A 22538-nucleotide genomic window follows, 5' to 3' on the forward strand; every position below is an offset into this window, starting at 1 on the left:
GTGGTGGTTCAGCAGGCTGCGCACCAGGCGGCGCAGGGTCTCGGGCGCCGGCAGGCCGTCTGCGGTGTGGCGGATGATGAAGTCGACGAAACGGCGCAGGCCGAACTCCTGGCCGGCACTGTTGCGGACCTCGGTGATGCCGTCGCTGTAGAACACCACCCGGTCCCCGGGCTCCAGCTGCGCATGGCACGTCGTGACCGCCAGGCCCAGATCCAGGCCCATCGGATGAGCGGGCCGGCACTGCAGCGTGCTGACCCAGCGGCCGCCGCGGATCACCACCGGCGGGTGGTGGCCGCGGTTGACCCAGGAGATCACCCCGGTGCGGGTGTTCAGATCGGCCAGGATCGCGGTGACGAAACGGGTGGCCTGGCCGAACTCGGTGATCAGGATCTGCTCGATGGCCTGGCTGGCCGCGGCCAGGTCGGCGCCCTGGCGGCGGTTGTTGCGGCAGGCGGCCACCGCGAGGTTGGCGGTCAGCCCGGCCGAGACGTCGTGGCCCATCGCGTCGAAGATCCCTATGTGCACGACATCGCCGGCCAGGGCGTAGTCGAAGGCGTCCCCGCCGACCTGGTAGGCCGGCTCCAGCGCGGCGGCGATGCTCACCCGGTGGTCGGCGAAGGTCAGCGGCGGCATCAACGTCCACTGCATCTCCGCGGCCACGTGCATCGGTCGGGTGCGCACCAGACGCGCGTAGGAGTCGCTGTAGGGACGCTTGTCGACCACCAGCAGCGCCACCAGCGACGCCAGGTCGCGCATGTTGTCCTGAACCTGCGCCTCAGCGCCGGCCTTGGTGCTGACCCGCAGTACTCCCAGGCGCTCGGTGCCGTTCAGCAGCGGCACCCACCAGTGCTGCGACCCCGCGCCGGTGTTCGTGCCGATGTCGCTTCCGGCCTCGGTGCTCGCCTTGAGTCCGGCACCGTTGTTGGCGCCGGCCAGGACCCGTAACTCCTGGAAGGCCCGCCCGGCCAAGGTGGCATCGACGCTCAACTCGGCGATCTCCCCGCTCGCGTCCTCCCCGCCGCTCAGCCCCTCGCCGGTCAGCAGGCGCAGCACGGTGTGCTGCAGATCCGCCAGGTAGATCAACACCTTGTCCAGGCCCGCGGACGCGGCGTGTTCGTTGACCAGGGCGGGTACCTGTTCCAGGGCCGCCAGGTGACTGGTCCGCACCAGGCCCACCAGCATCCGCTCGGGACCTGGAGAGGGGGTCACCGCTGGGCTGCCGCCGACATGCGCCCACCCACCTTCGCCGACCCTTCACTCTTCTTTATTGCCATACGAGAGGATTATCCGCTTTGCCGGATGATCCTCGCGGACCGGCCCCGCCGCAAGACGTCGTCGGCGGCTCTGCGCCCGGGGCGAGAAGCACCCGATTTGTCCGGATTTTCGAGGGGTAACTTGCGGGAAGACCTCTTCCCGTGAGTTATCCCGAACCGGGCTCCCTGCCCGTCCCGGGCCCCTACGGCGGCGGCCACCCCACTGCGTCGGTGAGGTTCGCGCCGGTGAAGTCCGCTCGGTAGAGGTTCGCGTCGGTGAGGTCCGCGCGGGCGAGGAACGCCTCAGTGAGGTTCGCGCCAGTGAGGTTCGCGCGAGTGAGGTTCGCGTCGGTCAGGTACGCGCGGGTGAAGTTCGCCTCGGTGAGGATCGCGGCGTCGAGGCTCGCGTCTTCCAAGCGCGTGTTGGCGAGGGTTGCGCCAAAGAGGTTCGCGCCGGTGAGGTTCACGCCGAAGAGGGTCGCGCCGGTGAGGTTCGCGCGATCGAGGCGTGCGCTGGTGAGGGTCGCGCCGGTGAGATCCGCGTCGGTCAGGTGCGCGCGGATGAGGTTCGCGCCGGCCAGGTGCGCGCCGGTGAGGTTGATTCTCGTGTGGGGTATGTCGTGGGTGACGGTGCGTCGGCCGATCACGGTAAGCGCGGCCTGCAGGTCGGTCCTCAATTCCGGACCACGAGGTCTCACCTCCCCTGCTTCGTCGGTCTCAGCATCGCGGGAGTGCTCGCGGACGAAGGTGACCAGCACCTCCATGACGGTGGGGTGGTCGCGGGCCGAGTCGCGGGCGATGCGTTCCAGCGCGTAGATGCCGCCCAGGCGGATGTCGAGCTTGTCCGAGCCCAGCTGCTCGATCGCCTTGGTGTAGCGGTCGGTGATGTGCCCCTGGCGCGCGGTGTCGGCGTTGCGCGCGGTGTAGTACACCGCCACCAACGCGATCAGCCCGGTGGCGATCGCCAGCGCCCGCCCGCGGATCGCGTCCAGCGCCGCAGCCAAGTCCTTGCCGGCCAGGCCGCGCACCCCGTCGAAGTGCTCCAGCACCCACGCCGCCCCCGGACCCAGCACCCACGCCAGCACCGCGACTAAGGCCACGCCCAGCGCCGCGAGCACGAACCGGGGAAAACCTGGCCACCACCTCATACCTGACAGGTTGATCGGTCCGCGCGGTCTCCACGGGGCGATGGTCGTCAGCGATGGTCAATCGTGACCGGCCACCTCGCCGAGCGAGCGCCTGGACCTCGGCGGCCCGGAGGCCGCGAAGGTGTTCATCTAACGGTCGTTTGATGCACGTCGGCGGAAGCGCGTCCGAGCGAGCCGCCGTATCTCGTCAAAGTGTTCATCTGGCCGTTCGTTTTGAGGTACTGTTCATCTATCTTGTGAAAGACGTTTGATGAACGGAGGGTTTTCCCCCGGATGGCACTCATCGGCCTGGTCCGCGTCAGCACCGACAAGCAGAACACCCAGCGCCAGCACGACGCTCTCGATCCCATCTGCTGGAAGGTCTTCGAGGAGAAGACCAGCGGCAAGCTCGCCACGGCCGACCGGCCCGAGCTGCTGACCGCTCTGTCCTACATCCGCGACGGCGACCTGCTGGCCGTCCAGGAGGTCGACCGGCTCGGCCGCAACCTCCTGGAGGGGCTGATCGTCTTGAACGACCTGTTCCAGCGCGGCGTCGGCGTCAAGGTGCTGGAGGGCATCGCCGCCGGCGAGCACACCGAGCGCTCGCTGATCCTGGACCTGGCGCTGGCCCTGTCGGAGGATCGCCGCCGCGACATCGTCCGCAAGACCAAGAACGGCCTGGAGGCCGCCCGCAAGCGCGGCCGCGTCGGCGGCCGCCGCCCCGTGGTCGACGACGACAAGCGCGCCGCGATCCTCTCCCGCCACCAGCGCGGCGAATCCATCCGCACCATCGCCGCCGGGGTGAAGGTCTCCATCGGCGTCGTCCACAAGACCCTCACCGCCGCCCGCTCCGGGATCGAACCGGCGATCGCCACAGACATCCCCGACTCCCCTGGAGGACACCCCTGATGGCCACCCGATCCGTGCTCGTGCCCGAGCCGACCCCCACCCGCTGGACCGCCGTCCAGGTCCACGACATGGCGATCCATATCCGCACCTGCCGGGTCTGCGGAGACGGCGGCCAGGACCCCGAGATCAGCGCCGGCCTGAACGAGGGCTTCCCGCCCGAGGAGATGGCCGACTACATCGCCAGCGGCCATCACCCGGCCTGGCTGGCCATGCTCGCCGAAGGCCGCGCCGAGCGCGAGCGCCAGGAGCTCGCGAACCTGCCCCAAGACCCGCCCCGATGACCGGACCCACCGCCCCGGCGTCGGCCGAGTGCATCATCTGTTCCGCACCGGCCCCCGAGGGGGGCAACTACTGCGGGCAGGTCTGCCGGATCGCCGACGCCACCGGCGAGCAACCCCCTGAGTGGGACTGAGCCAGACCCTCTAGGTCTAGAGACCGGCCCCTCTAGACCTAGAGGGGCCCCTAGAGGCCGATCTCGCCTCTGACCTGCCCTCTAGCGCCTAGAGGGCAGGTCACCTTGGTCTGAATCTGAAGAGTTTTGAGAGTTTTGAGAGGGGCCTTACGCGGGCGCGCGATTCGCTCCAGATCGCGCCCACTGCTGCGGGATACCGTCGTGATGCTCTCCTCCGCAGGGGAGAGCCGTCCCTGGGGCGGCCGGTGCTGACAGGATGCCGACGGGCAGTCGATTTCCGGTACTACCGGCCGCTCCCCGGCGTCATCGGCCTCAACGTCGAGGCGACCAAGATCGGGCGCAAACTTTCTCTACTTCATCAAGGCGGCCCGCCGGCGGCGGGCCGCTGGCATATGCGGCGATGTGCGGGCCCCGTGCGGCACTCTGTGCGGTCGCTCTGGGGAGATGTGCGCGGGGTATGCGGCCCAGGTGCGCGGCCGCGTGCGGGCCATGTGCGCCGTCCGCACATCCTCCAGATCCCCTAAGTGCCTGTTCCTGAACCCGGCCGCGCGTACCGACAGTCGCCCCTGCTCCCCCGGTGCGAGGCTGGCCAGGCCTGCGATCAAGTAGCGGGGTACTCATTGCAAGAACGGCGACGCCAGTTCATGCTCGCAGCAGAGATGAGGTGCGGCGCGGATGAAGCGGATCAAGGCGGGCCTGGCGCTCATTGTTCTTTGTCTGGCGGCGTTCGTGGCCCCGGCTTCTCCGGCCGCTGCCGCGGCGTTTCCTGCCAGCGGCGTGCTGTGGAGCAACTACAAGGACGCCAACGGCGCGGTCGCTATGTGGAAGACCACCCCCACCGGAACGGTCGTCGGGGACTCCTACTGGCCTTTCGACTGCACGAGCTGGGACTCGTGCGCGAGCGGCGAGCGGCCATGGAACCGAACCGGGCTGATAGGTGTCAGCCGAGGCCGCACCGTGCTTTCCGGGAACCGGTTCCAGAAGGAACACAACCTGTTGTCCTGGAATCGAGACAACGGACAGGTCAGGATCTGGAAGAGCGCAGACACCTCACGCGTTGGCACCATCCTCATCGACCGGCCGTGCGCGGGATGTGCAGGCGTGTGGACGCCGGTCGGTTTCGCCGACATGAACGGCGACGGCATCGAAGACATCTTGTGGTGGCATCGATCCGAGGAAGGGCCGCTGGTGTCCTGGCTCCTGGACGGGAACGCTCACGTCATCGGCGAGCAGTGGATCACCGGGGCGAGCTGCGGCCACATCTGTGCGAGAGAGTGGAGCGTCGTCGGCGTCGGCGACATGAACAACGACGGCCACACCGACATCGCCTGGGGGAACAAGTACGTGTCCCGCACCGGCTTCTGGCTGCTCAACGGGGCCGGCCAGGTCACCGATGTCCCGCAACCTTGGGGATGGGGTCTCTTCTGGGGCTTCTCCGAAACGCCCGTCGGGCTCGGTGACATGAACGGCGACGGGAACCTGGATATCGTGGTGCTCGACCACGGTTCGGACAAGGTCACGGTGCACACGTCCGACGGCGCCCTGAACAAGACGGGAATGTACGAGCTGGACTGGCCGTGCGGGTCCGATTGCCTCACCGCTGGATGGGTCCCGATCGGAGTCGTGGATTCCTATCAGCTCCCGTGGTCCTGAGTGCATGTTTCGATTCCTCAGCCGCGACCGGTTGGCCATTGTGGCGGGTGAGGACGTGGAAATCTGAGACCTCAGCCGCACGCCGTGTGCTGTCACCCTGCGTCAAGCGGGCTGGGGCGCCCCCGGCGGCCGGTTGCCGAAAGAATCCAAGCCGCGCGTCGACGAGCACCAGGAGCACGCCGAGGTGGTGGTCCAGCAGTTGCCGAAAAAATCCGAGCGCGCTGGGTACGCCCCGTGACATGGGAAAAAGCACAGGCAAGGGCGACTCTGCCCGGATCCAGTCCGCGGCCGCGAGGAGCCCTGACAGCAAGACCGCCCGGGACGGGTTCGACCGGCGGGCCCAGTCCGCAGCCGACAAGAACGCTCACCGGCAGGGCGGAACGCATCGCTGAGAATTGCCGAATTGTTCTTGTAGGGAGTCGAGGAGCACCAGGAGCACATCGAACAGACGGTCCTGAGCAGTTGCCGAATTGTTCGACGGGTAGGCAGACGCGCCCGATCGGCGCGTCTTGCGGGTGACCCGGGCAGTCGGGACCGTAGCGTGCCCGTAGGCCCTCTTCATGCTCGTCCGGTAAGGAGAGGGTTGGGCCAGCCCGTGCGATCTCATCTCTTGCGGACGGGCTGGCCTCACATCCACATCGCGGGCAGTTGCCGAAGTATCCGGCAGGTCCACAGACGCCCCACCGGTCGAAGCTTGTAGTCATCGGCGCGTCTTGTAGGAAACCCCGACAGCCAGACCCGTAGCGTGCTCATGGGTCCCTTACCGTGTGCGGTCAGGTAGGCGTTCAGACCCCTTTGCTGTGGCGCACCATGGCTTGGAGCTGACCTACCTGGCGGGCCCGGGCCAGTCCGTGCGGTCTCCTCCGGGCGGGCTGGCCTCATCCACACTGCGGGCATTGCCGAATTGTTCTTACAGCTCGTTTCAAAATGAGCGGCGTATCAGGCTAGTGACGACCGCGCTGCTCGAAGAAAATCAGCCGCGTGTCTTCCCCCGACCTCGTTCCCGACGATCTGTGGGAACGCACAGCCCCTGAACCGATCGCAAGCGCTACACGCGCACGGCAAGGATCGGGGTCCGGTAGGAACGGAACGGTAAGCCCGGGTCGGTGTCACATCCGTTGACAAGATCACCGCGAGCTGTTGTGTCACCGGGCACAACGGCCGTGTTTCCAGAAGCTCTTCGCGGGTTCTGCGCTACGCCCTCGGGCGCGTTTCCGGAAGCCTGTGGGTGACCTACTTCCGGAATTGAGGGATTCCGGAAGTAGGTCCTGACGTGCTGACGACGCCTTCACAACCGGCGATCATGCTTTGAGCGTCAACGGATGTGACACCAACCCGGGTTCACCGTTCCGTTCCTACCGGACCCCCAGGATGGAGCGCGCGCAGCGAACTCACCGACCTGGTCCGCTTCTGGCGCGTTTGACGGCCCTGGCCTTCAGTGGCCCGGGAGCTGGAACATGTCCCCGGGGCTGTGGCCGTGCCCGTCGGTGCCGTCGGGCGTTTGCGGGCCGGTGAAGATCGGTGGGTCGGTGCCGGGGTCGGAAATGTTCCAGTCGTCGTTGAAGATCGCCGCGGTGGCGAGAAGGCTGGTGCGGGAGCGGAGGGCTTCGCGTAGCGAAGGCGGACGCCGGGCGGCCTCTCCGGCGGGCGGCGGCAGCACGACGTGCAGGACCGTGGGCGTGTTGACGTGGAAACGGATCTCGACGGGCGTCTGGTCGTCGTAGGGGGCGGCTTCGGTTTCGCCGGGCGGCAGCGCCGACGCGCGGAAGACCGGGTCGGTCATGGCCCGCGCGGCAATCTTGGCGAGACGGCGGTCCTCGTAGCGGACATCGAGCAGGATGAGGCTGTCGCGCCAGTGCCGGAGGATCCGCTGGTCGTCCTCGGCCATGTCGCCGCCGATGATGTCGTTTCCGATGTCGTCGGTCATTTGGGGTCTACCTCCAGGAGGCCTTCGCTGATGAGGCGGCGGACAAGGTCGAGACGGTCGGTGTCGGTGAGGGGGCCGGGCAGGTCGGCGACGGTAAAGCTCGTCTCTGCGGCGATGAACGCCAGGGCCGAGGCCACGACGGTGGGGCCGGTGACGTGGTTACCGAGGAACTCGATGGTTGTCTCGGCGGCGCCGGTGCGAACGACGCAGGTGATGCCCGGGTCGCGCAGAATCCTCGCGCTGGGGTGCAGGGCGGGCAGCGCGTCGAGTGAGGCAAAGCGCTGGAACCCGGTGGGGAGGGTCTGGCGCGACAGGCGGGAGCACAGCCGATCGCGGGCCCGCGCCCGCACTCCCGAGTCATCGAGGGCGGACGCGAGGCGGGCGGTGAGCGCGTCCATCTGGTCGGGGTCGACCGGGCCGTCGAAGTAGGAGCGGGGCAGGGCGGCCCGGAACGCCACGTCGGATTCGGCGAGCACGTCGAGCGCGACGGTGAGGTAGTCGTGCCAGGTGTAGGCCTCCACCCCGACCGTGAGATGCATCGAGGACGTCTCACCGGTCAGTGCCGCGTGCCGCCAGCCGCGCGGCAGGTACAGCACGTCGCCGGGCGTCAGGGTGCGGATCTCCGGTTCAGGCAACGCGCGCGGCCCGCCCGGCTCGGTGCGCAGCGGGAGCTCGGTTTCGGGTGCGCTGACGTGCCACACCTTTGAGCCGTGCAGCTGCAGGATGTACACGTCGTGGCTGTCGGCGTGCGGCAGGAAGCCCTGGCTGCGAGCGGGCGTGAGGTAGAGGTTGGCGCCGACCGGAAAGCGCAACTGCGCCTGGAGCTCCCGGCAGAGCCGCGCGACCGCGTCGTGCCGCCGGTGCAGCCGGTTGACGATCAGCGTGAAGCCATCGTCGTAGGCGCGGTAGACGGCCTGGACGTCGACGGCGAAGGAGCTCAGGGTCCGCACACGGCGCTCGGTCAGCCCGCCGCCGGCCTCGCTGCGCACCAGGCGCTCGCCGTCACCGGGCCGGATCCGGTCCGAGACGGTCGCCGTCAGCAGGAAGTCGACGTCCGCCAACTGCGGCAGCTCCCGGAACCGCCCGGGCGCACCCGGCACGTAGAGCGGCGCGCTCTCGTGGTGACCGCCGAAGAACTCCCGGAGCCCGACCGGTGCGAGGAGCGTCGCGAGCCCCCCTACCGCCTCGTCGCCTCCGGCGACCCCGTTCCCGTCATCAAGCATTCCTTGACTGTAGGTTCCCCCGCCCTCCCAGCCAACTAATCGTCATGATTAGGTCACTCCCTGTCGCTCCGAAGCGTCTCCGGAAAAGCTACGTATCCGCTACGAACACCGCGCCGATCTTCACCAAGGTCTGCTCGACCTGGCATGCAGCCTCATCTGCCTGCGCCGTCTCCGAACCTCATTTTGAAACGATTAGTTATAGGGGTCAAGGCGGCCCTTCGGGCGCGCGGCCCGCCGCGCGCCCGGCGGCCAGCCGGCCGGGCATGCGGCCTGGAGGCCGGTCCCGGCCGCCGCCGCCGTGCGCGCTCGGTCCTGCTCACCGGGGGCCGCCCCGCCTACGACATCAGGCGACCCACCCGCGATGCAGCCACCGGTCCGGATCGCCAACAAGTTCGGCATCATCCTCGGCCTCCTTCTTGCCGTCGTTTGATGCCAACGACTTCACTCGTTCGCCTCTTGGGAGGACGACGGCGACGTCGATCCCAGCGAGTTGCCCGACGAGCTGAAGGCTTTGCGCCGGATCGGTGCGGCCGTCCGCTCGACCCAAGGACGCCACGCCGTCGAGGCCGGCCGCACCGGCCGCATGCTGACCCCCGGCATCGAATGACGGCGGGCCCGATATAGCGCTGTCCTGCTGGGAAGGGATGCTGATCTGTGAGAATGTGGCGCCCATGACCATTGATGCCACCGCCTCGAGCGGCGCTCAACTCACGGCGACAGCACGTTCCACTGACAGCTACCTGGTCACGATCGCCAACCAGAAGGGCGGCGTGGGCAAGACTATGCTCACGCTCTCCCTGGCAGCCCACACCGCAAAAGCCAACGGCAGGGCCTTTGTTTGGGACATCGACCCGCAGGCCAACGCCCACGACCTGACTAGCGTCATGGACTCCCCTGGTTACGATGTGGTCCACGAACTGGACCCGAGTAAGGTCGCTGAGATGCGGCGGATGCGCCAGTACGACACGGTGTTCATCGACTGCCCGGGCAGCCTAGAAGGCCGCGACATCCTGTCGCAGATCGTGCGGGCCTCCACGTTCGTGCTGATCCCCTACGACCACGAACCAGAGTCGGTTCTGCCGACCATACGCACCGCACGCCGGGTCGCTGAACTCGGCATCCCGCACGCTGTCGTCATCACCAAGGCCAATCCACAGGTCGGCGCGGAGCACGTGCTCGACGCGTGGAAGACGCTCGACGATCAGCAGATCCCGCACTTTCAGTCGTTCGTCCGGCTGTACCGGGCCTGGCCCAACAGCCTCAAGGCCGGCGTGCCCATCACCCGGTGGAACGAGCGCTACGCCCCCAAGATCCGTGAGGACGTCGCCGCCGTCCACACCGAGCTGCTGTTGAACATCGGCCGGGTCGTCGGGGCCGGTCGGTGACGATGGCCGGTGACTCCGTGACTAAAAACAAGCGCAAGGGGTTCGACGACCTGATCGCCCGGCGCGAAGAATTCGCAGACGTGTCCCCACCATGGACCACGCCCGAGGAGCAGAGCGCTGGGCCCGACGATGAAGCCCTCCGTGGATCCGGTGCAACTATCACGCGGCCGGAAGCCGTGCCAGCCCCGTATGAGACCGCCGGCACTGGAGAGCTGACCACCGCTGAGCGTGATGATCTCGCGGTCTGCGAAGCCGCCATCGACAGCCTGCGGGTGGCGTTCTGGGCAGCGGGCAAGGCTCTGCAGGTCATCAGGGATGGCGGTCTGTACCGCGCTACCCACACCACCTTCGAGGCCTACCTGACGGACCGGTGGGACATGCAGACCTCACAGGCGTACCGGCTGATCCAGGCGTGGCCGCTCGCCGAGCGCTTGTCCCCAATTGGGGACAAGATCAACGAAGCTCAGGTCCGTGAGCTGGTTCCGCTGGCCGAGCGGCACGGCCTAGACGCCGCAGTCACGGTCTACCAGACGGTCGTCGAAACCGACGGAGTGAAGGTCACGGCCGCCACCCTCAAAGGCGCCCTGAGCGTGCTACCGCGAGATCGCTTCGACGCTGGCGAAGCCGTCGAAGAGATTCGCGCCTATCTGGCTGGGCAGTCCACGCCGCCCGAGCCTCCCGCCGTGACGGCGGCCGAGCTGTGGACGATCGAGGCCGGTCGGGTCCGTACGGCGCTGCAGCGTATCCGCAAGGACGGCATTCGGACAGCGGCGGCGGAGCGCCCAGAAGAAGCACGCCAGTTAGCTGCCGAGCTTCGCCGCCTGGCCGACGAGATGGAGCAAGGGCTGTAACGTCGGCGGTCCTTGTTGGGGACTCACAGAGCAGCTCAACCCCAGCTAGGACCTATTTCGCCTCATGCGCGAGCGCGCCCGTCCGCGCGTCGGCGCGATCGTCGGTACGTGCATCGATGGATGCGCCGACCAGTGGACCGGCGGACCAACGGATCTGCCGACGAGACTTGAGAAGGTCTGGAAATACAAAAAGGCCCCGGTCATACCGACCGGGGCCTTGGAGTGATCATTGCGGGTGGCTTTGATGGCCGGGGGTGGGGGTGGCCGTCGGGCCCGGCCGCCAGGGCGTGGGATCGAGATCCGCGCGCTGGTAGAGCGGATGGACCGGCTGGCCGTCCCGCCCGGTGCGCAAGCACATGGGGTGCAGCGGGGCGAGCCGGGCGGCTACCTGGCGCCACCGTTCTCCCGCCAGGCGGGGGTAGCAGCCGGTACCCCAGGCGACGACGATGCGGGTCATGCCGTTCAGGCGACCGATCCACAGGTCGTTGTCGGGGCCGATCGGGTCGTCGGCCGTCAGCAGTTCCTGAGGGTTGGCGGCGCGGAAGGCGAACAGGTTCCGGACCACCATCCCGTCGAAGCCCCACGCCTTCGAGAAGGCCCGGCAGCGGCGGATCGTCGGGTCGTCCTGGTCGGCGTCGGCGGTGGAGGGGTTGAGCATCACCCACGCGCAGATCGATGGCTGGGCGGCGGTGTTCCAGGTGCGCCACAGGTCGTAGCGGTAGGGGCCGTCGATGACGGCCCCGCGGACGGGCTTCACGAGAGCTGCTTCACAGCGGACTGGAGGACGGGCCGTTCGACGTCGCGGTGAGTGAGCCGGACGTCGCCGTAGTTCTGCAGCTCGGCGGCGATCTCGCGGGCGAGCACGACGGAGCGGTGCCGGCCTCCGGCGCAGCCCACGGCGATCGTCACCGGCTGGCCGACGGTGGCGGCCAGCACGTTGAGGGCGAAGTCGACGGCGCCGTAGACGCTCTCCTGGGCGCCGGGGGTGTTCATGACGTGCTGGTGGACGGCCGGGTCCAGGCCGGTCAGGTATCTCATGGCCGGGTCGTCGTGGGGGTTGCGCAGGTATCGGCGCGCGTCGATGGTCAGTTCCGCCTCGGGGGCCGGGCCGTGCCCGTAGCCGAAGGAGATGACGGTGACGGTGACGGGGGCGTCGTCGGTCGTGGTGGTGATCATCGGGGGGACTCCGTGTGTTGGTCGGGGCGGGGGTCGTGCTGTTTGGAGCCGGGCGGGGTCGGGCCCACGCCGAGGAGGTCGAGTTGCTCGAAGCCGGGCAGGACGACCAGGCCGTAGCGCGGCGCGGTCGTGGGCGTCGGAGCGGCCGGCGGCTGGGCGCCGACGTGATGCGGGCAGGGGCAGATCCACCGGCAGGTGCGATCAGCGAGCCACACCAAGGCGGCCTGCGTGCGGCGCGGCCCGGTGGCCGACGGCGTGGGGTGGCGGTGGGGCTCGGCGTGGTGCATCGAGCCGACGCCGCTTCGGTCGCAGATGATGGTTTCCCAGGTCGGCTGCGGGGTGGCCCGGTGGCAGCGGTCGTGCCGGCCGATGTCGGGCCGACACCAGTGCGTGAGACCTGCCTGACATGAGCAGGTGCTGGCAGCGCGGGGGACGTCGCGGTGCTGCTTGCGCATGGCGGCCGTCCAGGCGTTGGCCCGCACCCACTCGGCGTGCTCAGGGGTCACGAGGTTCCCGGGGCGGGCGGGGGGTCGTCGATGCGACGGACCAGGAGTCCGGTGTCGGTCTCGAACCCGTCGTCGTCGACCGCTCCCAGCCGCCCGTATTGGTCCCACTCCAGGCGCCCGAGGTCGCTCGCCTGGGAGCGCAGCCACGTCTCGGCGGCGGCTTTCGCGAGGTCCTCGGTGGCCAGGTAGCCGATCCGGTAGTCGGAGACGTTGCCGGGCTCGTAGGCCGCCTCCCAGGCCGGGCCGATGTCGCCGGCGTGGTCGGGGATGTCGAGGCCGTCCAGGAGACCCGGGACGGCGGCGGCGCGTTCGTGCAGCGTCTTCAGTCCGGCCCCGGCGCTGTGGTGGTATCCGGCGTGCAGGGCGGCGCGGACGATGTTCCGCGCGGATGTCTCGGTCATGGTGTTTCCCATCAGGCGGCGGGCGGGAGGCTGGACAGGATCAGGTCGTAGGGCTCGCGCAGGACGCGCGTGGTCGTGTCGAGCTCGTAGACGCGGGCGAAAGGCGCGTCGAGGAGGTAGACCTCGACGCGGCAGACATCGCCCGGGATGCCCTGCGTGGCGGCCCAGTCCATGAGGCGGTGGTAGGCGCCGTCGTCGGTGTAGGGCAGCCAGGTGGCGTCACGGGTGTCGATGACGGTGAGCGGGGCGAGGGACACGGCGGCTCACCCCACGCCGAGCATGTCGAGGAACATCGCGGTCTCCGCGTCGTCGCGCCCCATCTGCCCGCACAGGCGGCGCACGGCGTCGGCTTCCTGTTCGGTGGGCGGGGCGACCATGCTGAACATGCCGCGGTCGCCCAGCGCGGTGCCGTCGTTGCGGTTCCGGCCGGGCGGGGTCGCACACCGGGGCCGGGGAGCGGCCGGAGCCGGGCGGTCCGCGCCGCGTCGGCGCCGGGACAGAGCGTTGGCGGTCGCGGGCCGCGAGGACGGCTTCTCCGTGCTTTCCTGCGCGGCGACGTCCGGAGCGGGCGGCGCCGCCTGGGCGGGGACGGTGACGCCCTCGGCGTGGCGGTAGGCGTCCGCGACGGCCTCGCTCAGGCGGGCGCGCAGGAGCTCCAGGGTGCCGTCGACCCGGGCGGCGGCCGCGGTGACCTTCCGGTCGGGGCAGGTGCGGGCCAGCTGCAGCAGCTCGTGGGCGGGGGCGGTGGTCAGGTGCTGGCGTAGCGCGGCGATCGCGCTGGTCTCGGTGATGTCGCTGCTCATCGGATCCTCCAGGAGGCCGGTACAGGTCCGGTCCCCGTCCGCGCGGTGATGCGCGGACGGGGACCGGAGGAGGGGGATGGGAGGGTTACAGCAGGCTGGGCAGGCTGACCACGACGACGGCCAGGGCGAGCAGCATCAGGTTGGTGGCCGCGCGCAGCCCGCGGTACTTGGCGGCGGCGATCTGTGACAGCCGGATGACGTCCTGGGCGCGGCGGGTCTCGGGGTCCTCGGCCAGGACGGCCAGCAGCTCCTCGGCGTCGGCGACCTCGGCGTGAGCGATGAACCCGGTGCCACTGCCCGGGCGGGGCAGGGAGGGCCGGATGACGGTGAGCACGGTCGCGGCCGCGGCCGCCAGCAGCGCCACCGCCGCCCCGAGCCCGACCCGGCCCGCCGGCGGCAGGCCGGAGGCGAGCACGCCCAGCGCGGCCAGCACGCTGAACGCGGTCCCGGCGAAGCCGAGCAGCAGACCGGCCTTGGTGTCGGTGCGGGCCAGCTCGGAGCGAGCGGCGGCCGCCTCGGCGACCAGGTCGGCTGCGCCCTCGGCGTCGACGCGCTCCAGGTGGGCCGGAACCGGCCGCCGGGTGGCCGACACAGGGGAGGGAGCACGGTGCCAGGGCTCCTGGGGGTGGGCCTGCTGCCACGACAGCGCCACCGCCGGCGCGGTCAGGTAGGTGGCCCAGTCGATCGACGCCTTCTCGTCCTCGTTCACCGTGATGACGTCGGCCGTGATCAGCCACTCGACCCACACCGGCGCGATCCCGGGGTCGGCGGCGAACTCGGCGTCACTGAGATGCAGCGAGGCGTACAGCGCGGTGCGTGAGGCCCGCTCCTTCAGCTGCTCGGCGGTGTAGCAGCGCAAGGCCTGAAGCTGCCGGATGCCGAGGGTCTCGATGTCGACCTGGGCGCGATACAGGTACCAGTTGTGCCCGGTGGGGCTGTCGTTGCCGGCCAGGCGCTCGCAGTGGTCGCCGCGCCAGGTCGAGGTCACCAGCTCCAGGCCGGGCAGCGTCAGGTCGAGCGCGTCGGCCACGAGGGCGCGGGCGGCCTCCTCGGGGGTGAGGTGGAAGTCGACGTGCCCGGTGAGGCCGGTGATGCCGTTCGCCGAGGGCAGCATCAGCCACCGGCCGGCCCCGGCGTCGAGGACGACGCCGACGCGGCGGTTGTCGCACCGGGCGGCGGTGGGGGAGACGGCCGCCGAGGCGGCGTTGAGCGGGGTGTAGTGCAGGTGCATGATTGTGTTTCCCGTTCTGGATGGGATGGGATGGCGGGCGCGCCCGGCATGGAGGTCTTGGCAGATGCCACGCCGGCGCGTGCCCGTTGAGCGGGGTGGTCCCGGACGGGAGCCCCGGACCCTCACCCGGCGCCAGGCCGGGTGAGGACCCGCAGCCACCGTCAGTCGAACCGGCCGCCCGGCAGGATCTGCCAGGGGTCGGGCTCGCAGCCGATCGGTGACTCGCTGGGCGCGATGACGCAGCCGTGGGTGGACAGGCTGGCGACCTGCAGCAGGCCGGTGAGGTCGATGTCGACCACGCCGAGTTCGGCCAGCCAGTGCACCCAGGTCGCCTCCAGGCCCGGAGCGGCGGCGAACTCCTCTTCGGCCAGGTGACCGGCGGCGTAGTCGATGGTCCGGTCGGTCAGCTCCTGCAGCTGCTCGACGGTGTACCACCTCGCGCCCCGCGTCTCGTGCGGCGAGGGCGCCAGCTCTCCGGTCACCTGGGCGCGGAAGATGTGCCAGTCGTGGCCACCGCCGTCCGGACCGAGCTCGCGGCCGCACCGGTTGGACCACCAGGCCGACAGCACCGACGTCAGTTCGGTCACGGTCAGGCCGACCTCCTCGAAGACCTCGGCGCGGGCCGCCTCAGCCGGGCCGCCGTGCTCGTCGATGTGCCCGGCCACCGGCGCGATGCCGACGGGGAAGACGGCCCGTTCGACCATCAGGTACTCCCCGGCGTCGTTGCAGATCAGCACGCCGACGCTTCGGTTGTCGCACCGGGCGGCCGGGGTAGCGCTGACGGGGGCGTGGTTCAGATGCATGGTGGATCTCCCGTTCTGATCGGACTGGTTGAGGTCGGTGGCCTCAGGTGCGGCCCTGGCAGTCACAGCCGGGGTGGTTGCACCAGCCGGAGGCCTCGGCCCAAATGCGGTCGTAGATGGCCCAGCCGCCGGGCTTGGCGCCGCCGGTGTGCACGGCGCGCTGATGTCCGCAGCGTCGGCAGGGGGCTTGGAGCTCGGCCAGCGACGCCGCCATCGGTTCACCGCGGCCGGTCGGCGGGACGGCCGCCGGCCGCGACGGTGACCAGGTGGTGGCGCATCGCGCGGGCGGCCGGGTCGTTGCCGTAGGCATACTGCGCGGCCGCCGAGCGGGCGTCGACGGTGGTGATACCGCCACAGCAGCCGCAGGAGATCGTCTCGGTGAGGTGCATCATGATGGTGGTGCCTCCCTGAGTGGATCGGTGAGGTGAGCGGGCGCGCCCGGCGTGGGAGTTCTTGGTCGGATGACCACGCTGGTGCGCGCCCGTCCCGGTATCAGCAGCCCGAGGTGTCGTCCTCGGAGCCGTCGCGGTAAGAGCCGTCCTCGATCGGCTCGGGCGGCGCCTCACCCTCCTCGTAGGAGCCGTCGCGGTAGCTGCCGTCGGTGATCGGCTCGGGCGGGGAGAACACCGAGACCGTCGTCGCGGTGGCGGCGCACGCTTCGGTGTTGGTGCTGCATCCGGTGGCCACCGTGAGGGCGGTGGCGAGCGCCAAGACGATGACGGCGGGGCGGATCTTCGTGAGCTTCACGGGTGAGTCCTCCGATGATGGGGCGAATCCCGGGCCCAGCCGGGGCCCCGGGGTCAGGGGTGATGGGGTCAGTGCTCGTCGAGCAGGTCGAACCAGGTGTCCAGCGGGCGATCGGGCAGGGCCTGCTTGTTCAGCCGCCCGTTGTTCTGGATCGGCATGACGATCACCAGGAAGTGCTCGCCCAGGGTGGCGACCATGGCGCCGTGCTCGCCGTGCATCTGCATCTGCAGCGGCGCGTCCGGGTGAAGCGCGCGAGCCGGGCCCACGCGGGCGAGGAGAGCGGGGTTGACCAGGATGCGGCCGGTCGGCGCGGCGGCAGGGGTGAGGAACCGGCCCAGGGCTTTACGCCAGGGGAGCTCCGACTTCTCGCCGGGGATGCTGTAGCTCTTGTCGTCGTTGGTGACGACCAGGCGGCGCTCCTCGATGGCGACCGTCACGCCGTCGCTGCCCTCGAAGGCGCGGATGAGTTCGCGGATCCGCCACGCGGAGACCGCGAAGGTGCAGGCGAAGTCCTCGGTGGTCGAGGTGAGCGGCACCCGGGCGATCGCCATCGTGAAGCGGTCGGAGCACACGAGCCGCAGGTCGCCCTCGCAGACCTCGATGTGCAGCTGGCGCAGCATCGCCAGGTCGTCCCCGTCCTGGGAGGCGTGTGCCAGCACCGCGTCGAGCAGGGAGGTGATCTCGTCGCCGGTGATGTGCAGCAGGGCACAGGGGCGGGTGATCGTAAGGGTCATCGGGTTTCTCCTCCAGGAGGCGAATGGGGGTCACTGGGTCAGGCGGGGGCCCACGCGCGCATGTAGTCGCGGCCCCGGTTGAACGCAGACGTGGGGTGCTCCTCAGGCAGGCCGTCCCGCCACGCCAGCGTCCGCCCGAGCGCGATCTGCATGCCCTGGATCTCCTTGCCGGCCAGTTCCATGCCGTGCGTGGAACCGCGGTCGCGGGCCTGGTCGTACTCCAGGTGGAGCTGGCGGATGTGGGCAGCGAGCTGGTCGATGAGCTGCTGGGGGTCGAGGGTGGCCCACGCCTCGTTGATGCCGTGGTGGTAAGGGCACGCCCCGTGCGGCCAGGTTGGCCACATCTCATGAGCGGCGATGCACGCATCGCAATCCTCAGGGTCTCTGGCGATATTGAGCAGATCCGTAGGCACGCTCGCGATCTTGATTTTGTCCATGGTTCTCTCCCTCGTGTCGACGGAGCAGGCGCTCCGGGCACGCGGCCGACCATCAGCCGGTCGCGCACCCGCAGCGCCGCTGCATCAGCCCGACTGGCCCTGCGGCCGGGCGAGCACCCGCACCGGTCAGCTGTCGGCCAGGATGTACAGGCCGCGATCCAGGCGCTCGACGTCCCCGGCGTCGGCGAGCTTGCCGAGGACGTTGCGGACCGAGCCGAGCTGGACCTCCTTGCCGCCGTCGTCGTTGACGACGTCCCGGACGTCGTCGGCGCTCATCGGGGCGTCGGCGTCGGTCAGTGCCGCGGTGACGCGGTCCTCCAGGCGGACCCGCTTTGAACCACGGCCGCCACCGCCTCCGCTGGCGTTGGCCGGGCCCGCCTTTTGGCCCTGCTGCTCGTAGGAGATCCGGACCTGGTCGCACAGCCCGGCCATCGCGACCTGGTCGCCGCGGAGCATGTAGGCCATGCCTGCGGCCTCGTGGGAGGCCTTCTCCAGGCGAGCGGGCTTCTCCGGTCCGTACAGAGCGAGTATCTCCGGGTCCAGGCCCTTCAGGGGGGCGATGGAGCCGAGGCGTAGGTGCCGCATCATCGAGCTCGGGTGCGGGCCGGACAGCAGGTAGCCCATGCCCTGGGTGCCCGGGGCGTCGTCATCGTCGGGCTCTCTGTCGAACCGGCTGACGAGGACGCGCGGACGGAGCGTCTTGGGGATGGTCATGAGCTGTTCCCCGGCGGGCAACAAACCCTGGCTGACCAGCTGTTGCATCATCTCGCTACTCCACCTGAGCAGCGTCACCTCACCCTCCTTCAACATGGCTCTGAGCGTGTCGCTACCACCGAGCTCCTCCAGGTGTGACGCCTGGGCGGCCAGGCCGATGCCGACGCCGACCGACCGGCCGGTGCGCCCCAGCTCCTTGATCAGGTAGGTCCCCTCGTCCCGGTACACAGCGCCCCGCTCCAACAGGCGGTTGACCTCGTCGATCCATACGTGCAGCAGCGGGTCGTCACCGAGCATGAAGGAGTTGCGGCCCATAGCGCTGTAGCGGCGCATCCGCGCGTGAGCGACGGCGACCGCGGACCGAAGCATCAAGATGGCGAATTCCTGGCTGGTCCCGTAGAAGTCGACCTGGCCGCGCGCCTCGGGAACCGACTGGCCTTCCTTGAGGTCGGCCAGCCAGGTCACGATCCCGTTGACCTTCTCGGCGATCAGCTGAATCTGCAAGGTTCTACTCTTGCCGGCACCGGTGGTGCCGAAGATCAGGAACCGCTGCGCGGACCCCGTCGAGGGGTCGTAGAGGCGCTTCTTGACCGGGCGCCCGTTGTGGTAGAGGCCGGTGACGATGCGGCCGTGCCGGTCCATCACCAGGTCTTCGAGGGTTACGGCCCGAACCTCGGCCAGCGGGTTGCTGGGGTAGATCGTGATGATCGCCTGCCGCCCGCCGTCGGTCTCCACGATGATGCGGGTCGGGTCGTTGATCTTCAGGGCGGACATCAGGGATTTCATGTTGTAGCTGATGACCTGGCCTGCGGGCACTTCCACCATGAGCTCGACGACTGCGCCGGTGGCGGCCGCGAGGGCGTTCATAGGCCGGGCTCCTTCACGGTCACGGTGGCGGCCGCTTCGGCGGCGCCGGGGTAGCCGACACGGATGTCGGTCAGGACGGCGCCGGGCATCGCCAGCGGGGCAATCTTCTGCGCCCAGATCGTCGAGAGGTCGGCGTCCTCGGGCTTGCCGATCGTCAGGCGCCGCACCGAGGCACCCCGCCCGGGAACCGGGCCGATCGCGATCTCCTCCTCGGGGACGTCCATGAGCGCCGACAGGCGCCGGATGGAGATGTCCGGCACCGGCTCGCCGGGAACCGTGGAGCGGATCACGGCCCGCATCGACCTCTCCCCGGTGCGCTCGACCGCCTCCAGGGCGGTGCTGGGCGCCACCCCGCCGTCGACGGCGGCCATTGCCGTCCACCAGTGGGCGGCCGGGTGGTGGTCGACCACCTCGGCCACCGAGACCGGGACGACCTCGGCGGGGATCGGCGCACAGAGCATGCGGCGGGCCACCCGGGCCGGGCGCAGTGCCCAGGTGCCGGCCGACCACACGGTCAGCGCCAGGGCCTCGCTCCAGTGGGTGCCCGTCACCATCTGTTCGGCGACCAGGAGGGCGGCCAGGCTGGTGCCGGGCGCCAGGTACAGCACGGAGGCGGTGGCTCGCTGGTGGCCGCCGGGCTTCCAGGCGCGCAGGCTCACCAGCCCGGCGCCGGAGGCCGCGGCGGTCGCCAGCAGGGCGGTGCCGGTGAAGTCGCCGGTGAACAGTCCGGCGGCCGCGGCCGCGATGCCGGCCACGGTGGCCGCGCGGCCGGTGGCGCTGCGCACCGTATCGAGGCGGCGCCGGGCCCGCCGCGCTGCGGGCCAGTCCGGGATGTCTACGTCCAGGGGAGGCAAGGGCGGCGGGGTCCGGGTCATGGTCGTCTCTCCTTCCAGGTCAGCGGTTGCTGTAGAACTGCGCATCAGCCATCGGGACAGGCATCGCGGTGGCGGCCGAGGCGACCGATCCGTAGTCGGCCTCGTGAGCCGCGGCGGTCTGGCCGAACAGCGTCGCCAGGTCCTCCACGGCGGCCGCCATCGCGTCGGCGTCGGCCAGCACGGCCCGCATGACGGTCGCGGCCTGGTGGTGCTCGCCGACCGTGTCGCGGTCGACGGTCAGGCCCGCCATCTGCTCGGCCAGCCGGTCCACGCTGGTGGCGCAGCCCTCGACGTACCGGTAGGTGGCGCGGACCTGCTCGCTCAGCCCGGCCAGGCGGATGCCGGCGGCGGCGAGCTGCGCGATGACGATGCCGTAGCGCACCACCGTCTCCAGCACGCCGCCGCTGTCCGCGACCGCCTGGCCGGTCTGACGTCTCTCCAGCTCCATGAGGTCCTCCTACTCGTCGTGGTATTCACGCTCAGCGGGCCGGGTGTGGCCGGCGTCGCGCACCGCGTCGGCCAGAGACCGGTGGCGCGCCTCGGCGTTGGTGCCGGCAACGGAGATCGCCTCGGCGGCCAGGGGCAGGTTCGCCGCGATGGCCTCGGCTTTCGCCTGGACGGTGGCGGTCTTCTCCATGAGCAGCGCCAGCATGCCCGCGAGCACCCCGGGCACCTTCAAGTCGATGATCTCGGCGCGGACCTCCTCCAGCTTGGTCCTCAGCCGCTCGCAGCCATCGGCGGTCGCGCGGGCGTCGTCGACCCCGTCGGTGATCTCCTCGGCCATGTCGGCGTCGGCCTCGATCACGTCGTAGATGGTCAGGTCCGCGTCCCGGTACTGGGTGGTCCTCACGGGTGTGCTCACGATTGGTGCTCCTTGCAGGTGCGCAGCTGATTCCGGCGCCGGTGCCGGTTTCGGTGTCGAGGCCGGTCGCGCGTCCGGCCTGGGAGCCGCGGACGCGGCGGGGCCTGCGGTCAGCGCCGCCCGGCCCACGGTGATCGCTGGGGCCTCGGGCCGCGGCCAGGGCCGGTCGTCGACCTGCTCGACGGTCACGTGCACCGTCCGGTCAGCCCACGGCGGGGGCCGCATCCCCTCCCACCCTGGCGGTGGAGGCGGGGGCGTCTGCCACTGTCTGGCGCCCTGCTTGGCCTTGGACTTCGTGCCCTTGGCCGAGCTGGTCTTGTTCCAGCCGCTCCACCAGCTGCGTTTCGCCTTCTTGGTACCGGCACTGGAGCCCTTGGAGCTCTTGGAGTTCTTGCTCCCGCCGGTCTTGCCCTTGGCCTTGCCGTCGCCCTTGGGAGCCTTCCAGTACCAGGTGCCCGGGCGCGTGGAGGTCGTCGCCCCCTTGCCCGGGCCGTCCTTCTTGCCCGGACCTCCCTTGGCCTTGGCCCCTGACGCCTTGCCCTTGCCGGTGGCATCAGCGCGTCCGCTCGCCCACCGCTTCGGCCCGGTCTTGCCCTTGGCCTTGTCGTCGCCCTTGGGCGCCTTCCAGGTCAGCCGGTCAGCGCCAGGCGTCTTGCCGTCACCGGTGCGCTTCGGCTTCTTCGTGCCGCGCTTGTCCTCGATCGCCTTGGTGGGCTTCGACCCGGTGACGGCCTTCTTGTCACCGTCCTTGGAGCCCTTCGGCGTCTGCTGCCCCTTCCACCAGGCCGCCTTGCCATCCTTGGTGGCTTTGGGCGCCTTGGGCCCCTTCGGGCCCGACCCGCCGCCGTTGCCGCCCGGTTTGGTGGGCGGGCCGTGCGGGGTCTTCTTCGACTTGGGCGCCTTGGGCTCCTTGGGCGCCTTGCCGCCGCCCCCGCCGTCACCTGTCCGGCGGCCAAAAGCCCGTCCGCCCTTGCTCTTCTCCCCTCCAGGTGAGCGCAGGAGAGACCCAGAGGATCCTCCCGTGCCTCCGCCCCGCGTTGCTCGCGTACCCCCGGGGCTGTTCGAGGCCGTCTTGGAGGTCGTCTTGTCGGCCTTGTCCGCTCCGGCGCGGGCCTTGTCGGCGAGCGCCTGGCGGTGGCGGACCCGCTGCCACATGCCCTGGGCGGCGGCGACGCCGAGGGCGGTCATCAGCGCCATGGCGACCGCAGCGGTGTCGCGTGCGGTCGGGTTGTCGGGGTCCTCCGGCGGTGGCAGGGTGAACGCGCCGTCCTCGTCCCCGTCATCGCCGCCCTCGTCGACGGCGGGCAACCGCGGGACCGGCACGGGAGGGGCCATCTCCCGCACGGCCGGCAGGTTCGGCCAGGACGCGGCCGTGTCCTGCTCGTCGCCTCGCTCGTCGGTGCCCATGACGCTCGCCGAGCTCGGCAGCACGAGGGTCGGTGGTCCCGCCGGCAGCGGCGGCGGGGGTGGCGGGGGTGAGCCGTCCGGCCGGGGCCGGAAGCTCACGACGTTGTCGTCAGAGCTTGGGTCATCTGCCACGATCGGCGCTCCTCTCAGGTGTTGACGGAAAGTGACCAAAAGCCGTACTCTCGCGCGCGCACGCGCTCGCGCGCTCACGCGCTCGCATTACGCGAGGGGAGGG

At 70.1% G+C, this 22538-nt stretch carries 27 protein-coding genes; 6 read left to right on the forward strand and 21 right to left on the reverse strand.

What is annotated here, in order from left to right; genetic code table 11:
* Both ACIBCT_RS38935 and ACIBCT_RS38940 read right to left on the reverse strand, forming a co-directional pair.
* Window positions 1–1209, reverse strand: a 1209-nt coding sequence (locus ACIBCT_RS38935) for a PP2C family protein-serine/threonine phosphatase (protein WP_399197057.1), incomplete at its 3' end; no start/stop codon positions are given.
* A gap of 247 nt (window positions 1210–1456) precedes the next feature.
* Window positions 1457–2371: a pentapeptide repeat-containing protein gene (locus ACIBCT_RS38940; protein WP_399197058.1), complete on the reverse strand. Its 915-nt coding sequence runs from the start codon at window positions 2369–2371 to the stop codon at window positions 1457–1459.
* 303 nt (window positions 2372–2674) lie between these two features.
* Between ACIBCT_RS38940 and ACIBCT_RS38945 the strand changes: the two genes are divergently transcribed.
* The 4 genes from ACIBCT_RS38945 to ACIBCT_RS38960 all read left to right on the forward strand — a co-directional run bounded on the left by ACIBCT_RS38945 (window position 2675) and on the right by ACIBCT_RS38960 (window position 5354).
* Window positions 2675–3289 carry a recombinase family protein gene (locus ACIBCT_RS38945; protein WP_399197059.1) on the forward strand — a complete coding sequence of 205 codons (615 nt, stop codon included), beginning with the start codon at window positions 2675–2677 and terminating at the stop codon, window positions 3287–3289.
* Window positions 3289–3570, forward strand: a complete 282-nt coding sequence (locus ACIBCT_RS38950) for a hypothetical protein (protein WP_399197060.1) — start codon at window positions 3289–3291, stop codon at window positions 3568–3570. The genes ACIBCT_RS38945 and ACIBCT_RS38950 overlap by 1 nt, the downstream gene beginning before the upstream one ends.
* Window positions 3567–3701: a hypothetical protein gene (locus ACIBCT_RS38955; RefSeq protein WP_399197061.1), complete on the forward strand. Its 135-nt coding sequence runs from the start codon at window positions 3567–3569 to the stop codon at window positions 3699–3701. Before ACIBCT_RS38950 ends, ACIBCT_RS38955 begins: the two co-directional genes overlap by 4 nt.
* A 675-nt stretch (window positions 3702–4376) precedes the next feature.
* Window positions 4377–5354 (forward strand): FG-GAP repeat domain-containing protein, encoded by a 978-nt coding sequence (locus ACIBCT_RS38960; protein WP_399197062.1) that lies wholly within the window; start codon window positions 4377–4379, stop codon window positions 5352–5354.
* A 1435-nt stretch (window positions 5355–6789) separates the two neighbouring features.
* On the opposite strand, the gene ACIBCT_RS38965 is transcribed toward ACIBCT_RS38960, so the two are convergent.
* The 3 genes from ACIBCT_RS38965 to ACIBCT_RS38975 all read right to left on the reverse strand — a co-directional run bounded on the left by ACIBCT_RS38965 (window position 6790) and on the right by ACIBCT_RS38975 (window position 9177).
* A complete protein-coding gene (locus ACIBCT_RS38965) occupies window positions 6790–7281 on the reverse strand; it encodes a hypothetical protein (RefSeq protein WP_399197063.1) in 492 nt (163 codons plus the stop codon).
* Window positions 7278–8504, reverse strand: a complete 1227-nt coding sequence (locus ACIBCT_RS38970) for a cupin domain-containing protein (protein ID WP_399197065.1) — start codon at window positions 8502–8504, stop codon at window positions 7278–7280. Before ACIBCT_RS38970 ends, ACIBCT_RS38965 begins: the two co-directional genes overlap by 4 nt.
* 343 nt (window positions 8505–8847) lie before the next feature.
* Window positions 8848–9177: a hypothetical protein gene (locus tag ACIBCT_RS38975; protein WP_399197066.1), complete on the reverse strand. Its 330-nt coding sequence runs from the start codon at window positions 9175–9177 to the stop codon at window positions 8848–8850.
* On the opposite strand from ACIBCT_RS38975, the gene ACIBCT_RS38980 reads away from it, so the two are divergent.
* Window positions 9176–9889 carry a ParA family protein gene (locus ACIBCT_RS38980; protein ID WP_399197067.1) on the forward strand — a complete coding sequence of 238 codons (714 nt, stop codon included), beginning with the start codon at window positions 9176–9178 and terminating at the stop codon, window positions 9887–9889. The genes ACIBCT_RS38975 and ACIBCT_RS38980 overlap by 2 nt on opposite strands.
* Before the next feature lie 17 nt (window positions 9890–9906).
* Window positions 9907–10740: a hypothetical protein gene (locus ACIBCT_RS38985; RefSeq protein WP_399197068.1), complete on the forward strand. Its 834-nt coding sequence runs from the start codon at window positions 9907–9909 to the stop codon at window positions 10738–10740.
* Window positions 10741–10966: 226 nt separating this feature from the next.
* Here the strand turns inward: ACIBCT_RS38985 and ACIBCT_RS38990 are convergent, their stop codons facing one another.
* The 16 genes from ACIBCT_RS38990 to ACIBCT_RS39065 form a co-directional block, all read right to left on the reverse strand.
* Window positions 10967–11497: a DUF1643 domain-containing protein gene (locus tag ACIBCT_RS38990; protein ID WP_399197069.1), complete on the reverse strand. Its 531-nt coding sequence runs from the start codon at window positions 11495–11497 to the stop codon at window positions 10967–10969.
* Complete coding sequence (locus tag ACIBCT_RS38995) at window positions 11494–11916, reverse strand: ATPase (RefSeq protein ID WP_399197070.1); 423 nt, start codon at window positions 11914–11916, stop codon at window positions 11494–11496. The genes ACIBCT_RS38990 and ACIBCT_RS38995 overlap by 4 nt, the downstream gene beginning before the upstream one ends.
* Window positions 11913–12422 (reverse strand): DUF6248 family natural product biosynthesis protein, encoded by a 510-nt coding sequence (locus ACIBCT_RS39000; RefSeq protein ID WP_399197071.1) that lies wholly within the window; start codon window positions 12420–12422, stop codon window positions 11913–11915. Before ACIBCT_RS39000 ends, ACIBCT_RS38995 begins: the two co-directional genes overlap by 4 nt.
* The gene (locus ACIBCT_RS39005) at window positions 12419–12823 is read right to left on the reverse strand and encodes a hypothetical protein (protein ID WP_399197072.1); all 405 of its coding nucleotides are present in this window, start codon (window positions 12821–12823) and stop codon (window positions 12419–12421) included. The genes ACIBCT_RS39000 and ACIBCT_RS39005 overlap by 4 nt, the downstream gene beginning before the upstream one ends.
* 11 nt (window positions 12824–12834) lie before the next feature.
* Window positions 12835–13080, reverse strand: a complete 246-nt coding sequence (locus tag ACIBCT_RS39010) for a hypothetical protein (RefSeq protein WP_399197073.1) — start codon at window positions 13078–13080, stop codon at window positions 12835–12837.
* Window positions 13081–13086: 6 nt separating this feature from the next.
* The gene (locus ACIBCT_RS39015) at window positions 13087–13626 is read right to left on the reverse strand and encodes a hypothetical protein (RefSeq protein WP_399197074.1); all 540 of its coding nucleotides are present in this window, start codon (window positions 13624–13626) and stop codon (window positions 13087–13089) included.
* 85 nt (window positions 13627–13711) lie between these two features.
* Complete coding sequence (locus ACIBCT_RS39020) at window positions 13712–14857, reverse strand: Pycsar system effector family protein (RefSeq protein ID WP_399197075.1); 1146 nt, start codon at window positions 14855–14857, stop codon at window positions 13712–13714.
* Window positions 14858–15018: 161 nt separating this feature from the next.
* Entirely contained in the window at window positions 15019–15660 is a 642-nt protein-coding gene (locus tag ACIBCT_RS39025; protein WP_399197076.1) for an NUDIX hydrolase, read from the reverse strand.
* 218 nt (window positions 15661–15878) lie between these two features.
* Entirely contained in the window at window positions 15879–16052 is a 174-nt protein-coding gene (locus ACIBCT_RS39030) for a hypothetical protein (RefSeq protein WP_399197077.1), read from the reverse strand.
* A gap of 100 nt (window positions 16053–16152) precedes the next feature.
* Window positions 16153–16407, reverse strand: a complete 255-nt coding sequence (locus ACIBCT_RS39035; protein WP_399197078.1) for a hypothetical protein — start codon at window positions 16405–16407, stop codon at window positions 16153–16155.
* Between the two features lie 68 nt (window positions 16408–16475).
* Window positions 16476–17141 (reverse strand): hypothetical protein, encoded by a 666-nt coding sequence (locus ACIBCT_RS39040; protein WP_399197079.1) that lies wholly within the window; start codon window positions 17139–17141, stop codon window positions 16476–16478.
* A 38-nt stretch (window positions 17142–17179) separates the two neighbouring features.
* Window positions 17180–17485 (reverse strand): hypothetical protein, encoded by a 306-nt coding sequence (locus ACIBCT_RS39045; protein ID WP_399197081.1) that lies wholly within the window; start codon window positions 17483–17485, stop codon window positions 17180–17182.
* Between the two features lie 219 nt (window positions 17486–17704).
* The gene (locus ACIBCT_RS39050) at window positions 17705–19159 is read right to left on the reverse strand and encodes a hypothetical protein (RefSeq protein ID WP_399197082.1); all 1455 of its coding nucleotides are present in this window, start codon (window positions 19157–19159) and stop codon (window positions 17705–17707) included.
* Window positions 19156–20034, reverse strand: a complete 879-nt coding sequence (locus tag ACIBCT_RS39055) for a hypothetical protein (protein WP_399197084.1) — start codon at window positions 20032–20034, stop codon at window positions 19156–19158. Before ACIBCT_RS39055 ends, ACIBCT_RS39050 begins: the two co-directional genes overlap by 4 nt.
* Before the next feature lie 19 nt (window positions 20035–20053).
* Complete coding sequence (locus ACIBCT_RS39060; protein ID WP_399197085.1) at window positions 20054–20482, reverse strand: hypothetical protein; 429 nt, start codon at window positions 20480–20482, stop codon at window positions 20054–20056.
* A gap of 9 nt (window positions 20483–20491) precedes the next feature.
* Window positions 20492–22435 (reverse strand): hypothetical protein, encoded by a 1944-nt coding sequence (locus tag ACIBCT_RS39065; RefSeq protein ID WP_399197086.1) that lies wholly within the window; start codon window positions 22433–22435, stop codon window positions 20492–20494.
* Window positions 22436–22538: the final 103 nt, after the last annotated feature.

This window comes from Streptosporangium sp. NPDC050855, assembly GCF_044456585.1.
Lineage (GTDB): Bacteria > Actinomycetota > Actinomycetes > Streptosporangiales > Streptosporangiaceae > Streptosporangium > Streptosporangium longisporum.